The 14,282-nt window shown below is 60.8% G+C and carries 11 protein-coding genes and 1 riboswitch; of the genes, 5 read left to right on the top strand and 6 right to left on the bottom strand.

Going from position 1 to position 14,282, the window contains the following annotated elements; genetic code table 11:
- The first annotated feature begins 30 nt into the window (after nucleotides 1-30).
- From LJE93_08120 to LJE93_08110, 3 genes are read left to right on the top strand one after another with little or no spacing between them, the layout of a single operon-like run.
- Entirely contained in the window at nucleotides 31-594 is a 564-nt protein-coding gene (locus tag LJE93_08120; GenBank protein MCG6948862.1) for an HAD hydrolase family protein, read from the top strand.
- A complete protein-coding gene (locus tag LJE93_08115; GenBank protein ID MCG6948861.1) occupies nucleotides 591-1,385 on the top strand; it encodes a thymidylate synthase in 795 nt (264 codons plus the stop codon). The genes LJE93_08120 and LJE93_08115 overlap by 4 nt, the downstream gene beginning before the upstream one ends.
- The gene (locus LJE93_08110) at nucleotides 1,385-1,882 is read left to right on the top strand and encodes a dihydrofolate reductase (protein ID MCG6948860.1); all 498 of its coding nucleotides are present in this window, start codon (nucleotides 1,385-1,387) and stop codon (nucleotides 1,880-1,882) included. The genes LJE93_08115 and LJE93_08110 overlap by 1 nt, the downstream gene beginning before the upstream one ends.
- Nucleotides 1,883-1,970: 88 nt before the next feature.
- On the opposite strand, the gene metG is transcribed toward LJE93_08110, so the two are convergent.
- Nucleotides 1,971-3,881 carry a methionine--tRNA ligase gene (metG, locus tag LJE93_08105; GenBank protein MCG6948859.1) on the bottom strand — a complete coding sequence of 637 codons (1,911 nt, stop codon included), beginning with the start codon at nucleotides 3,879-3,881 and terminating at the stop codon, nucleotides 1,971-1,973.
- 271 nt (nucleotides 3,882-4,152) lie between these two features.
- Between metG and LJE93_08100 the strand changes: the two genes are divergently transcribed.
- Nucleotides 4,153-4,899 (top strand): 1-acyl-sn-glycerol-3-phosphate acyltransferase, encoded by a 747-nt coding sequence (locus LJE93_08100; GenBank protein MCG6948858.1) that lies wholly within the window; start codon nucleotides 4,153-4,155, stop codon nucleotides 4,897-4,899.
- Nucleotides 4,900-4,917: 18 nt separating this feature from the next.
- On the opposite strand, the gene LJE93_08095 is transcribed toward LJE93_08100, so the two are convergent.
- The 4 genes from LJE93_08095 to polA all read right to left on the bottom strand — a co-directional run bounded on the left by LJE93_08095 (nucleotide 4,918) and on the right by polA (nucleotide 11,253).
- On the bottom strand, nucleotides 4,918-5,253 hold the full coding sequence (locus LJE93_08095) for a hypothetical protein (protein ID MCG6948857.1): 336 nt from the start codon (nucleotides 5,251-5,253) through the stop codon (nucleotides 4,918-4,920).
- Between the two features lie 143 nt (nucleotides 5,254-5,396).
- Nucleotides 5,397-5,993: a hypothetical protein gene (locus LJE93_08090; GenBank protein ID MCG6948856.1), complete on the bottom strand. Its 597-nt coding sequence runs from the start codon at nucleotides 5,991-5,993 to the stop codon at nucleotides 5,397-5,399.
- A gap of 237 nt (nucleotides 5,994-6,230) precedes the next feature.
- Nucleotides 6,231-8,132, bottom strand: a complete 1,902-nt coding sequence (locus LJE93_08085) for a TonB-dependent receptor (protein ID MCG6948855.1) — start codon at nucleotides 8,130-8,132, stop codon at nucleotides 6,231-6,233.
- A gap of 11 nt (nucleotides 8,133-8,143) precedes the next feature.
- A riboswitch (cobalamin riboswitch) is annotated at nucleotides 8,144-8,354 on the bottom strand.
- 229 nt (nucleotides 8,355-8,583) lie between these two features.
- A complete protein-coding gene (polA, locus tag LJE93_08080) occupies nucleotides 8,584-11,253 on the bottom strand; it encodes a DNA polymerase I (protein MCG6948854.1) in 2,670 nt (889 codons plus the stop codon).
- Between the two features lie 339 nt (nucleotides 11,254-11,592).
- Between polA and LJE93_08075 the strand changes: the two genes are divergently transcribed.
- Entirely contained in the window at nucleotides 11,593-12,999 is a 1,407-nt protein-coding gene (locus tag LJE93_08075) for an aspartate ammonia-lyase (GenBank protein MCG6948853.1), read from the top strand.
- Between the two features lie 179 nt (nucleotides 13,000-13,178).
- On the opposite strand, the gene LJE93_08070 is transcribed toward LJE93_08075, so the two are convergent.
- Nucleotides 13,179-14,138: a radical SAM protein gene (locus tag LJE93_08070; protein ID MCG6948852.1), complete on the bottom strand. Its 960-nt coding sequence runs from the start codon at nucleotides 14,136-14,138 to the stop codon at nucleotides 13,179-13,181.
- Nucleotides 14,139-14,282 lie beyond the last annotated feature (144 nt).

The raw sequence follows: 14,282 nt of genomic DNA, 5'->3' as shown, positions 1-14,282 counted from the left end.
CATCTCGCCGCGTTCTGTTAGCATCTCCCCATGCCAAGTCGTTTGCCAGCCGACGTCCGCGAGAAGCTCGAGCCGATCCGCCTGATCGCCCTCGATGTCGACGGGGTGCTTACGGACGGCAGCCTCGACTATTCGGCTGACGGTGAAGACCGCAAACGCTTTTCGGCTCGAGACGGTGTTGCCATCAAGCTCCTCCTGCGAGCAGGAATACAGGTTGCCGTCATCAGCGGTCGATCAAGCGAAGCGGTGGTGAAGCGGTGCACGGAGCTCGGGATGCGCTCCGAACTCATACTTGTCGGTTCACACGACAAACCGGCCGATCTCGATCGCGTGGAAGAGATCCTCCAGATAAACGATTCCGCGGTGGCGGCTATGGGCGACGACCTGCCTGATCTGCCGCTACTCGCCCGTGCAGCGTTCACTGCATGCCCCGCTGATGCCGCGCCGGAGGTGATCGCTGCCTGCGATATGGTTTGCGGCATGACAGGCGGGCACGGCGCGGTGCGGGAGTTCGCCGAGGTGCTGCTCAAAGGACAGGGTCGCTGGATCGAGCTGGTGAGCGGTTGGATTGACTCGGGACAACAGCGCGGATGAGGCAATACCTGGACCTGCTCGATCACGTCCTCAAAAGCGGTGTGGAGAAGGAGGACCGAACCGGCACTGGGACCCTCAGCGCCTTCGGTTACCAGATGCGATTCGATCTGCGCGACGGTTTCCCGGCCCTGACGACAAAGAGGCTCCACCTGCGTTCGATCATCCATGAGCTTTTGTGGTTTCTCGCCGGAGATACCAATCTCACCTATCTGCACGAGCACGGAGTGACGATCTGGGACGAGTGGGCCGACGCGAACGACGATCTCGGTCCGATATATGGCCACCAGTGGCGTTCGTGGCCCACCACAGAAGGCGGTGCGGTGGATCAGATCGAACGAGTTGTGAATGGCATTCGGAATGACCCAAATTCACGGCGTCACATCGTATCGGCGTGGAACGTGGCGGACATCGAGGAGATGGCGTTGCCTCCGTGTCACTGTCTCTTCCAGTTCTGGGTGGCCCAGGGGGGCCTCTCGTGCCAGCTCTATCAGCGGAGCGCGGACCTCTTTCTCGGGGTGCCGTTCAATATCGCCTCGTACGCATTGCTGACGATGATGGTCGCCCGCGTCTGTGGACTCGAGCCGCGTGAGTTCGTGCACTCGTTTGGCGATGTCCATCTGTACCGCAACCACCTTGAACAGGCGAGAACCCAACTCGCACGGGAGCCGCGCGGCCTGCCCACGATGCATATCGAACGTACGCCAGACAGCATCTTCGATTTCGTTTATGAAGATTTTCGGCTCGATGGTTATGACCCTCAGCCCCACATCAAGGCTCCGATTGCGGTGTGATGATGGAGGTTTCGATGATCGTCGCCGTGTCGTCGAACGGAGTCATCGGGCGTGACGGTGGCCTGCCGTGGTCTCTGCCGGCTGATCTCAGGCATTTCAAACGGACCACGATGGGGCACCACCTGATCATTGGCCGGCGAACCTGGGATGAGCTCGGCAAGCCGCTGCCGGGCAGGACGATGGTAGTAGTGACCCGTAGCCGGCAACTCGCTCTCGAGGGTGCGCAGGTTGTCTCGTCGATCAAAGAGGCTCTCGAGGTGGCGGCCGCGGACGACGAGCCGTTCATCGGTGGAGGATCGCAGATCTATCGCGCCGCCCTCGCGCACGGCCTGGTGGATCGGATCTATCTGACCCGGATCCATGCCGAGATCGAGGGCGATACCCGCCTCCCGGAAATTGATTTCGACCTATGGGAACTTGTCTCCGAGGAGCACCACGAAGCTGACGAAAAGAACGAGTTCGATTACAGCTTTTTGGTTTATGAAAGAGGGCAATAGTCGAGAGTCAAGAGTTTAGAGTTGAGAGTTGCCGACCGCCCACCCTAAATTTCTCAGGGGAGTGGATAGAACTCGTCACTCTCAACTCTCAACTCACCGCTGTGCCAGGCGGCACTTCAGCGTCAGGTGAAAGCAGGAAGGGTGCTCCCTCGAGGTTGGCCGCCAGCAACATTCCCTGGGATTCGACGCCCATCAACTTGGCCGGTTTGAGATTGGCAACCACCACGATCTGGCGACCAACGAGGTCGGCGGCCTCGTAGCGCTCGGCGATGCCTGCGACGAGCTGCCGCAGCTCGGGCTCACCGAGATCGACCATCAGCCGCACCAGCTTTTTCGAATTCGGTACCTTCTCGGCCTCGCGAATGGTGCCGACCACCAGCTTGGTTTTGAAGAAATCATCGATGGAAAGGAGTTCACCCTCGGGCGACTTTTCGGTCTCTTCTTTCGTGGTGTTCATCCGTAGCTCCTTGATGTAGGCGTTGATATCGACTCGTGGAAACAGGGGTTCGGTCTTGCCGATAGTGGTGCCTTCTGCGAGGCCACCCCAATTCGTAGCCTCACCGAAATTTCGGGCCATGTCGCCGACTCCGAGCTGCTGCCTGAGCCGTTCGGCGATGACGGGCATGAACGGCTCGATCATCAGCGCCGTTATGCGGAGCCCTTCGAGTGAAACGTACAGGGTGGCCTCGAGCGATGTTCGCCCAGTTTCGCCTTCCTTGGCACGCGCCCACGGTTGCCGCTCCTGAATGTGGCCATCAATCGCCTTGAGCAGCTGCCACGCGGCCTCGAGTGCGCGGTTCGGTTCAGCCTGTTCGAGGTGGAGGAGGTAGTTGGCCACCGCGGCAGCCGCCGCCTCCGGCACAGGGCCGTCGGAAGACACGGCCGGGACTCTGCCGTCGAGGTAGCGGCCGGTCATCGAAAGGGTTCGGGAGGCTGTGTTGCCAAGGGCGTTGGCGAGGTCGGCGTTGAAGCGTTCGAGGAACACTTCGTCCGAAAACGAGGCGTCATGGCCGAAGGACATTTCGCGGGCCAGGAAATAGCGAAGCGAGTCCGCGCCGAAGCGCTCGATGAGGTAATCGGGCCGGACGACGTTCCCAATCGACTTCGACATTTTGGCCTCGTCCTGCAACCACCACCCGTGGCCAAATATCTCTTTGGGTAGGGGGAGCCCGGCGGACATCAGAAAGGCCGGCCAGTAGACACAGTGAAAACGCAGAATGTCCTTGCCCACGAGGTGAACCGATGCCGGCCAGAACTTTTCGTATAGCGTCTCGTCTTCGGCGCCGAAACCGAGGGCAGATATGTAGTTGGTGAGGGCGTCCAGCCAGACATAGACGACGTGGTCGTCGTCGCCGGGGTAGGGGACTCCCCAATTCAGGGAGGTTCTGGAGACCGACAGGTCCCGAAGGCCGCCTTCAACGAAGCTGACGACTTCGTTGTACCGAGTACGTGGTCGGATGCACTCGGGGTTTTCTCGATACCAGCGAAGCAGCGGTTCCTGGTAGGCGGAGAGGCGAAAAAAGTAGCTCGGCTCGGAAAGCCTTTCGACGGGCATCCCGCTCTCGATGTCACGCCCGTCCTTGACCTGTGAGTCGGGGACAAATGCCTCGTCCGCCGCGAGGTACCACCCCTCGTACTCCCCGTCGTAGATATCACCGGCCGCGGTGATGCGGCGGATGATCTCGGCTACGCTCCGCTTGTGACGAGGTTCCGATGTGCGGATGAAGTCGTCGTGCGAAATCTCGAGGGTCTTCCACAACGAGTGGTACCGTGCGACCACCCGGTCGGCAAGTTGGATCGGTTCGATGCCCTGGTCCTTGGCCGCCTTCTCGATTTTCTGGCCGTGTTCGTCGGTTCCCGTGAGGAAGCGCACTTCAGCGCCGGTCATCCGCTTGTACCGGGCGAAGATATCGGCCATGACGGTCGTGTAGATATGCCCGATATGGGGCATATCGTTGACATAGTAGATCGGGGTCGTGATGTAGAAACTCTCGCTCACAGATCCTCCGGTGTTCGCACGGTGAGAAAGGATATCACCACCGCCCGCCCGATCCTCGATGCTGGATACTGGATACGCGATCCGCCCGCCCACCCGATACTGGATACTCGATACTCGTCTCTCGAACCGCCCTCCCATGCATTGACAATTCACCAAGACGATTTATCGATTGCTTGAATCGAGAATCGAGAATCGAGAATCGAGAATCGAGAATCGAGCATCGAGCATCGAGCATCCCGGCCCCAAGTCTGCTCGGGTATGATTCCACGCTATGAGGCGACGCGGAATCGCATGGTGGTTGTACCAGCCATACAAATACCTGGTCTTCGCGCCGGGCCTGGGTTTGGTGACGGCGATTCAAGCCGGCGTCGCCCTGGCGCTCAGCATGGTCACCTCGCCGCGCACTGCGAGCCGGACGGCTGCCGTGCCATGGGCTCGCGTTCTCGCCGCCATGACTCCGATGGTGGTCGCGGTCGAGGGCCGCGAGAATATCGATCCGCAACAATCCTACGTCCTGGTGTCGAATCACCAGAGCCAGTACGACATCTTTCTGCTCTACGGCTGGCTCGGCATCGATTTCAAATGGGTCATGAAGGAGGAGCTGCGATCGGTGCCGTTGATCGGAATGTCGTGTCAGCGCCTCGGTCATATCTTCATCGATCGATCGAACCATACCGCGGCAATGGCGGCCCTCGAATCCGCCAAAGAGAAGATCGTCGACGGAACGTCGGTCATGTTTTTCCCGGAAGGCACGCGGAGCCGTGATGGCAAGCTCAAGCCCTTCAAAAAGGGCGCGTTTCGCATGGCGCTGGACCTCGGGTTGCCGATTCTTCCACTGACGGTGACGGGAACGAGAGATGTGCTGCCGGCGGGCACCATCGATCTGATGCCCGGGTCGGCCCGCCTGATCATCCACCCGCCGATATCGGTGGAAGGGATGACCGTTGAGGATTGTGCGCAACTCTCCCGTCGTGTCCGCGAGGTGATCGCCTCGAGCCTGCCCGGGGACGAGGGCTGAAAAAGAGCCTGTCCCGTCCTATTCGGTTGTCGACCGCAGGTTTTCTCGCGAACGATTGACCGCGGCCCGGACGGCTGAAAGCATGGCTTTCCTCTCGATTTCATCGAGCTGGTCGGGGGTCGCCGGATCCACCGTCTCGCCCTTTTCCTCGCCGACTCTGCGGTGGACCAGAAAAAGCTGATCGAGCAGTTCGGGAGCATCTTCGGATGCCGACGTGTAGATGGAGTTCGTGTTCTGCGGCACGCCCCGACCCCGGGCCATGGCCCGGCGGTGCACCCGATCGTGCAGCTTTTCGCTGATCGTCCGGCGTAGGCTCTCGAGCAATCGGAGGCGTCGCGATCTTTGTGGCGCCATTTTATTCTCTCCTCTCGTTTGCCCTCCAACGCCTTCCACGCTCACAATGTCGCACCCCGTTGCCGGGGATTCTGTGCTCCCGGTCACAACGAAAAAACCCGGGCACGAGCCCGGGTGATGCAGGTTGCGATGTCTTCAGAAGATTATCGAGAGGATCCTGTCTGGTTGGATGCAAGCTTTTCACTGGCGTCGGCCACCTGGCCGGAGGTAGTTTTGGCTTCGCTCTTGTCACAGCTGGCCTTCACGCCAGTGAGATCGCAGCTCGAGCCAGCCGTCTTGATCATGCTCGCGTAGGCGGCCTCTGCGGTCTTCTCGCAGCCGGTTTTGGCGAGGGTCGCATCGTACGTCGCCTGAGCAACGGCATGTGTGGCCGCCACCTGAGACGTCTTTTCACAGCTGGTAGAGGCGTACACCGCTTCGTACGAAGCCTTCTGCGCGGTTTTGCTGCAGCCGGTGGCGGCAAAACTCTGGGCGTAGGTGTTTTCAGCCAGGGTGTTGTTGTAGGCGGCCCTCGCTGTATTTTCACAGCCAGTCTCCTCGAGTGCCTTGGCGTAGGCGGCCTTTGCCGCCGACTTGGAACACGAGACCCCCTCGGCATTGGCGTGCACTGCGGTGGTCTTCGCGCAGGACGAGCCTTCGTTGCTCACCTGCTTGTCCTTGCTGCAGTTGTCCGCCATCGCAGGACTGACCAGCAACGCCGCACAGAAAACCACTCCGGACGCCATCATCGTCTTTTTCATTTCCAGGCTCCTTTCAAAAGCAAATTAATGAAAATGATTCATAGTCTCAACCTCAATCTACCATAAACATACGCAGCGAGGCTGTCAATGTTTTGTCAACAGGCCTGGACGGGGCTCGAGAATGAAGAGTTAAAAGTTCAGAGTTGAGGATTTCAGATCACCACCCTCAACCGAAGAAGGGTGGGGGGCAGGGTGGGAACTCACGACCCAAAATTCAAAACCCATAATTGAAGATGCCTATGGATTGCCGCGCCAGCGCGATGGTGTGTCGACTCCGAGGCGCAGACCGAAGAAAAATCGGCGACCGGGGGCCGGATATCCGAGGACCTCGGAGTACTTCTCGTCGAAAACGTTGAGTGCCCGAGCGGTTGCCTCGACGCCTTGCCAAAGGCTGTAGGCGAGGGCAATATCGGCTGTCGTGTAGCTGGGTGCGCTCACGCGTTGGTAGGTGATCGGATCGACGTCGTCTCTTGCGCCCACATACATCAGCGTCAGATCGCCGCTGATGTACTGCGAAAGCTGGCCGTGAAGGGTCCATGTTCCGCTCCACTCGGGGCGGCGCAGCAACGGCAGACCGTCGTCGCCCTCGGTGTCGAGGTAGGTCGCCTGGATGAACAAAGCACCTCGCCGACCGAGAGAGCGTGTCCAGGCCATCTCGGCGCCGTTGATCGTGGCCGAGCCGATGTTGTGGTTCTGGTACGTCGCGTAATCGAACTCGATGAGATTGTCGAGCTCGGTGGAGAATCCCGTTACCTCGAGGCGCGAAACGCCACCGCGTTTTGTGAAAACGAAACCGAAGTCGGCGGACGTGGAGGTTTCGGCACGCAGCTTCGGGTTGCCCGAGAAGGGATAGTAGAGCTCACCGATCGATGGTGGGCGAAAGGCAGTGCCGTAGCCGGCGGTCAACTCGAGCCTTTCGGACAGGCGCCAGGCGAGGTTTGCGCGCGGCGAGGTTTCAGAGCCCCAGGTGTCAGCGTCGTCCCAGCGGGCACCGAGTAAGAGGCGCAGGGCCCGGCTCGGGGTCCATGCCTCTTGCAGGAAGAAGCTGGTCACCTCGACCTGCTCGTGGTCGAGGTTGGGACCGATATTCGAGACATCATCGACCTTTTCGGACCGCCACTCGCCACCCCAGGTCAACACATGACCCCTGAGATGATGATGTGATGCAAGGCGGAGCTGTTCTGAGGTGGTGTCGGTCCGGGACTCGCTCATGAAGAGGTCATCTGGGTCCGAGAAATCGACGCTGGCGTCTATCCGAGCACCAACGGCCTCGAGACTCCAACGATCGTTGATGTGCCACGTGACTGGCAAGGCGATCAGGGTGTGCTCTCCCCACTGGCGTCGATTCGGTCGCAGGTCGCCCGGAGAGGCGAAGGGGATTCCGGTTTCGGTCTCGACGCTCTGGGCCACCACGCCGAGACGGCTCCCACGCTTGCCGAAGTTGACGCCTGCGTTGATCAGAAACTGACGGCTTGAAAAGTCAGAGTTATCGAGCTCGCCGTCTCCTTGCCGATCGTAGCCGGACGCAAAGACGTCGAGCATCTGGTTGCCCCAACCGACTTCCGCTTCCAGACGTTGCCAGCCGTTCGAGCCGCCCTCGCCCAAGAGCCGACCTTCGAAGCCCTCCCGGGCCTGCCGCGATCGCAGGTGGACGACTCCCCCGACCGCGTCTGCTCCCCAGAGAGATGAGTAGGGACCTCTAACGATCTCGATCTGTTCCAGACCGCCGGTGCTCAGTCGGCTCCAGTCGAAACCGCCGAAGAACGGCGTGTTGAGCCGCACACCGTCGAGCATGACCAGGGTCTGGTTTGAATTCGTGCCACGGGTGAAGATCGAGGTCAGCTTGCCCTCGTTACCGGAGCCGACGACCGCCACGGACGGCACTCTTCGTAGCATGTCGACGACCCTGTCCGCCTGGGCATCATCCATTTCGTCCCGGGCGATGACTGTGACCGCAGCCGGAGCCTCGTCGATATCGATTTCGATTCCGGTCGCGGTGACCGTGACTTCCTCCGCGAACGACGGTTTTGACGGCGACTGAGCTTTGGACGGTTGCTGGCTGAACGCCAGTGAGGCCACAGTCATTAACACGACCGAAGTCATGGTTGGCACAAGGGGTGGCCTGACAGTGTTCGGCATGCGAAACCTCCCGTTTCTCTAATTGGAACGGCAGGTCTCCTGACTCCCGGATCGATCGCAACCGCTCGCCTTCCCAGTTTGTCAGCCCGCAGACCGATTCAACCAGTGGCAGCATGAGCGGCTCGTCCCCGGTCACAGTGGCGGGGGCCGCGCCGGATTTTCACCGGCTTCCCTTCACCGTTCCGCCTACGCCACCCTACGACCGCGCCAAGGAGGCGTCAACACATTTCGCCCCTCAATGGAGAGCGCACTGCCGCTTCGACGACACAGGTGCCACCCTTCCACGGTAAAAAGCGCGAACTGCATCGACGACACAGGTGCCACTCGTCGCATTGTCATAGGCGCGCACCTGATGGTAGAGCAACCAAGACAATGTGACGGGTGGCACCTTGCACACCGAAGCGAGAAGCGCCGGCCGGGCCCGAATTCCGAAATCCGAATTCCGAATTCGTCAGTGCGCTTCTTCCCAGTTCTGGCCCGTGCCCAGGTCGACCACCAGCGGCACGGACAGCTCCATCGCCGAAGCCATTTCTTCCTGCACCATTTCGCCGACCTCGTCGGCCTTGTCTTCGTCGACCTCGAGAAGGAGTTCGTCGTGCACCTGGAGGAGGAGCAGCTGGTCGGGGAACTCCGTTCGCAGGCGGGCATCGATGGTGAGCATCGCCTTCTTGATGAGGTCGGCGGCGCTGCCCTGAACCGGTGTATTGATGGCGACCCGTTCGGCCGCCGCGCGTGCCGCGAAGTTGCCGCTCTGGAGATCGGGTACCGGTCGCTTGCGGCCCATCAAGGTTTCGACGTAGCCGTTCACAGCTGCCTCTTCCAGGGTCCGTTGCCGGTACTCTTCGATCTCGGGGAACCGTTCCTTGAATCGCCTGATGTACTCGGCCGCTTCACCCCTCGAGATCCGCTGCGTTTGTGCGAGTCCGAAGGCGCTCTGGCCATAGACGATCCCGAAGTTCACCGCCTTGGCGATGGTTCGCATCTCGCGGGTGACCTCGGACGCCGGCACGTCGAAGAGCCCGACGGCAGTTTCGGCATGCACGTCGACTCCGCGGGAGAAGGCATCGGCGAAACCACCGGTACCACCGCAGAGATGGGCGAGTATCCTCAGTTCGATCTGCGAGTAGTCCGCGGCAAGCAGGACGCGCCCGGGCGGAGCGATGAACGCAGTTCTGATGCGGCGGCCCTCCTCGGTGCGAACCGGAATGTTCTGCATGTTGGGATCGGTGGAAGAGAGCCGTCCGGTGGCCGCGGTGGTCTGCGAGAAATGGGTGTGGATGCGGCCGGTCTCCGGGTTGATCAGTTCGGGCAACGGATCGACGTAGGTGTTCTTGAGCTTGACCAGAGAACGGTAGTCGAGGATTGCCCGCGGCAGAGGATGCTGTAGCGCGAGCTCGGACAACACCGCCTCATTCGTCGAGGGCCCAGTCTTTGTCTTCCTGATTACCGGCAGGTCGAGCTTGTCGAAGAGGATTTCGCGCAGCTGTTTGACGGAGCCGATGTTGAACTCCTGGCCGGCGGCCTCATGACACTGTGCCTCTGCCTCCGCCACGCGTTTCGCAAGCTCGATTGACAGGTCTTCGAGGACCGCCCGGTCGACTGCAATTCCGTTGGTTTCCATCTGTGCCAGGACCGGGATCAGGGGTAGTTCGAGTTCGTGGTAAAGGCGGTCGAGCTCCGCCTCCGCGAGCATCGGCTCGAGCTTGGCATCGAGCAACCAGGTCACATGCGCGTCCTCGGCAGCGTAATCGCGGGCATCCTCGAGACCGACCTCGGCGAAACTTCCCTTGCCGCCGGCGACCTCGTCGTACGGAATCATTCGGTGGGAAAGGTGGATCAAAGCGAGATCGTCGAGCTTGTGCGAGCGTCGATCAGGGCTCAGGAGGTAGTCGGCGATCAGAGTGTCGCCGTCGATGCCGCCGAGCTCGACACCGTGCTTCGCGAGGACCTTGAGATCGTACTTGAGGTGCTGGCCAACGATGCCCACTTCGGGGCTTTCGATCAGCGGCGCGAGCGATTCGCGAACGGCATCCCAGGTGAGCTGTGGTTCGAGAACTGCATGGGCCACCGGAACGTACCAGGCGACCTCCTGGTCAGCGCAGAAAGAAAGGCCGACGAGGCCTGCCTGCAGGGCGTCGAGCGACGTCGTCTCGGTGTCGAGCGCGAATCGTTCGGCTGCAGCCAGCACCGACCGAAGCTCCTCGAGCTCTTCGGCAGTCGTTACCAGGCGATACGCATCGCGCTTGATCGACGCCATCTCGCCGCCGAACTGCTTGAGCAGCGTACGGAACTCGAGTTCGGTGAACAGCTCCTGGGCGCGGTCCTCGGGCGGTGGGTACTGGAGGGCGAGTGCTTCAAGCTCGACGTCGACCGGAGCGTCGACACGAATTGTCGCGAGATCACGGGAAAGGTAGGCGTTGTCGCGGTCGTTTTCGAGCTTGGCCCTGGTGCCCGGCGGCGTGATCTCGTCGATGTGCTCGTAGATGTCGTCGAGGCCATTCCACTTCGCGAGCAGGGCCTTGGCCCCCTTCTCGCCGATGCCCTTGACGCCCGGAATGTTGTCCGACGAGTCGCCCCAGATGCCAAGCGCGTCCGGTACCAGCTCGGGAGTGCATCCGAACTTCTCGTCCACTTCGGGAAAAGAGATGCGTCGATCCTTCATCGAGTCGAAAAGGGTGACGTTGTCCGACACCAGCTGCATGAGGTCCTTGTCTGAGGTCACGAGCACGACATCGAGCTCGCCTTCGTGGCGGCGGGCGAGCGTGCCCATCACGTCGTCAGCTTCGAAATTCTCGATGCAGAGAAACGGCACGTCGAAGGCTTCGGCGATGCGCGTGAAATGAGGCATCTGGGCGCGCAACGCGTCGGGCATTTCCGCTCGTGTTCCCTTGTAGTCGGGGTAGACGCTTTCTCTGAAGGAACCGCCCTTGGGGTCCCAGGTGATAGCGAGATAATCCGGTCTTTCGTCCCGGATGAGCTTGAGCAGCATATTGGTGAAGCCGAAGAGAGCATTGGTCGGCAGGCCCTGCGAGTTGGTCATACCCCCGATCGCGTAGAAGGCGCGAAACGCCATGTTGGGGCCGTCAACTAGATACAACGTCTTGCGGTGCTTTTTTCCCATGCCGGACAGTGTAACCGTGCCTGTTCAGGCGATTTTTGAAATTGGGATTTCGGATTTCGAGTTTCTCGCCCACCCGCCCGACTGAGGTCCTTCTATCGATACTCGCTGCTCGATCCCCCCGACCACCCGATGCTGGATCCTAGATACTGGATTCTCGATACGCCCACCCACCCCTTGACACGTCAGCGAGACGACTTATCGATTTGATGCATCCAGCATCCAGCATCCAGCATCCAGCATCCAGCATCCAGCATCCAGCATCCAGCATCCAGCATCCAGCATCCAGCATCCAGCATCCACGTGCTATAAGGCTCCTATCCCGAACCTGGAGGCTTCGACATGCCCTCATCCCGAATCGAACATGATCTGCTCGGTGAGAAGGCCGTGCCGACCGACGCCTACTACGGCATTCAGACGCAGCGGGCGATCGAAAACTTTCACATCACGGGGGTTCCGATCAGTCAGTACCCGGAACTCATTCGGGCCCTCGCCATGGTCAAGCTCGCGGCGGCGCGCGCCAACCACGAATGCGGCAGACTATCCGCCAGCGTTCTCGAGGGCATCGAAGGCGCGTGCCGCGAGATCATCGATGGTGCGCTCCACGACCAGTTTCCGGTCGACGTGATTCAGGGCGGAGCCGGCACCTCGACCAACATGAACGCCAACGAGGTCATCGCCAACCGTGCACTCGAGCTGATGGGTCATGCCAAGGGCGAGTACGCACACTGCGATCCACACGACCACGTCAACTGCTCGCAGTCCACCAATGACGTCTATCCGAGCGCTCTGCACGTCGCCATCGCGCTCGGCAACACGCGTCTCGTCTGCGAACTTCGAGCACTGGTGGCGGCCCTTCGAACGAAGGGGGAGGAGTTTGCGGGTGTGCTCAAAATGGGTCGAACCCAGCTTCAAGACGCCGTCCCGATGACACTCGGCCAGGAGTTCGATGCCTGGGCGGAGAGCCTCGACAACGAGATCGACGCACTTTCCGAGTGCGAGGAGACGCTGCTCGAGGTCAACATGGGCGGCACTGCCATCGGCACCGGACTCAACGCACCAGAAGGCTACGCGGAGCGCTGTGTCGAACATCTCGTCGAGATCACCGGCAAGGCGATCCGGCTCGCGCCGGACCTGGTGGAGGCTACGCAGGACACACAGCCGTTCGTGCTCTACTCGGCCTGCCAGAAGAGCGTTGCCATCAAGCTGTCAAAGATCTGCAACGATCTCCGCTTGCTGTCCTCCGGCCCGAGGGCCGGGATCAACGAGATCAATCTCCCTCGCCTGCAGCCCGGGTCGTCGATCATGCCTGGCAAGGTCAACCCGGTGATTCCCGAGGTCGTCAACCAGGTGTGCTTCCGTGCGATCGGCAATGACCTGGCGGTGACCCTGGCTGCGGAAGCTGGCCAGCTCGAGCTCAACGTCATGGAGCCGGTGATTGCGGACTGCATTCTCGAGTCGCAGACAATGTTCATGAATGCTGCATCGACCCTGCGGGTTCATTGCGTCGACGGCATCACTGCGAACACCGATGTGTGCCGCGAGTACATAGAGCGCAGCATCGGCGTCGTGACCGCCCTCAACCCGGTGCTCGGCTACGATGCCACGACCGAGCTCGCCAAGGAGGCCCTCGAAACCGGACGTGGGATCGTCGAACTGGTGCGCGAGAAGGGTCTTCTGACGGAGGAGGAAATGACAGCAGTCCTCGACCCCGAGAAGATGACCGGCCCGAGGAAGCGAGCGCGTTAGGTCGCCTCGCCGTGGTCGAAGCCGGATCTCTGTCGCCGCTTCGCGGCTCGAGGATTTGGAGGCCCATGAAACTGGGGCTAAACATCTGTCGCGCCTCCGGCGCTCGGAAAACCCGCCCTTCCTCCCGTATTTCGCGGAGGTGGGTAGGAATTCAAAACTCAAAACTCATAATTCAAAATTCAAAGCCACACTCCTTGCACATGATGCCGATCGCCACTCATGTTCTTTTCGAGCGCCGTGACCGCACTCCGCCATTCCTCGCGGTTGATTCCGCGGGCGATGTCGCCGAGGTCCGGCGAGCGCAGTGCTCGGTGGGCTGGCCGGTACTGTGCAAGGAGGGAGATTGCGACTTCGGGCGACAGCGTAGAGGCGATCCATGCGAGATTTTCCTCGATGCCGGCGAGGTCGCCCGGGAGGACCAACATCCTCACCAACAGACCACGCCTCAGCTCACCCTCGGGGCCGAGCTCCCATTCGCTACCTATCTGGCGGAACATCTCGACCAGCGCCCTGCGCGCATGAGTTGGATAGTCCCCGACGGTTGACAGCCGCCGCCCCGTTTCGGGATCCGCGTACTTGAGGTCCGGCATGTAGATGTCGACGATGCCGTCGAGCAGCCGCAGAGTCTCGACCGAATCATACCCGTTCGTGTTGTAGACGATCGGAATCGAGAGGCCGCGGGTCGCGGCCACCTGTAGGGCCCGTACGAGCTGCGGAACCTGATGCGATGGGGAGACCCAGTTGATGTTGTGGCAGCCGCGATCCTGGAGTTCGAGGAAGATGGAGGCGAGCTCCTCGTCGGCGATGGACTGCCCTGCAAACGAACGTGGCTGCTGGGAGATGTCGTGGTTCTGGCAAAAGACACAGCGAAGGTTGCAGTTGGCGAGGAAGACGGTCCCCGAACCGCGTCTGCAGGAAATGACAGGTTCTTCTCCGTGGTGCGGGTTCCAGGACGCGATGACGGCGTCGGAGCCGGTGGCGCACTCGCCGACATCGCGGCGCCGATCCACCCTGCACGAGCGAGGGCATACTTCACAGTCGGTCAGCATGGCACCAAGCTTTTGTGCCCGTTGCTCGAGCTCACCATTCTTCAGGAGCCGCACATAGCCCGCGCGCCAGGATTTCGTCACGCCGTTCATCGTTCGCCAATCATGCTGGTCCAAGATTCGAGATTCAAGTTCAACCCGCGTGTTTACGAGCCGCCAGGACCGCCAAGGTCGCTAAGTCCGCGCGAAGCTATGCAATTGAGTTCGGATACACCGGGGATTTTATTTGCGGCCTTT

This window comes from Acidobacteriota bacterium (assembly GCA_022340665.1).
Taxonomy (GTDB): Bacteria; Acidobacteriota; Thermoanaerobaculia; order Thermoanaerobaculales; family Sulfomarinibacteraceae; genus Sulfomarinibacter.
The sequence above is the reverse complement of the archived record's forward strand: the minus strand, read 5'-3'. Positions and strand labels throughout refer to the sequence as shown.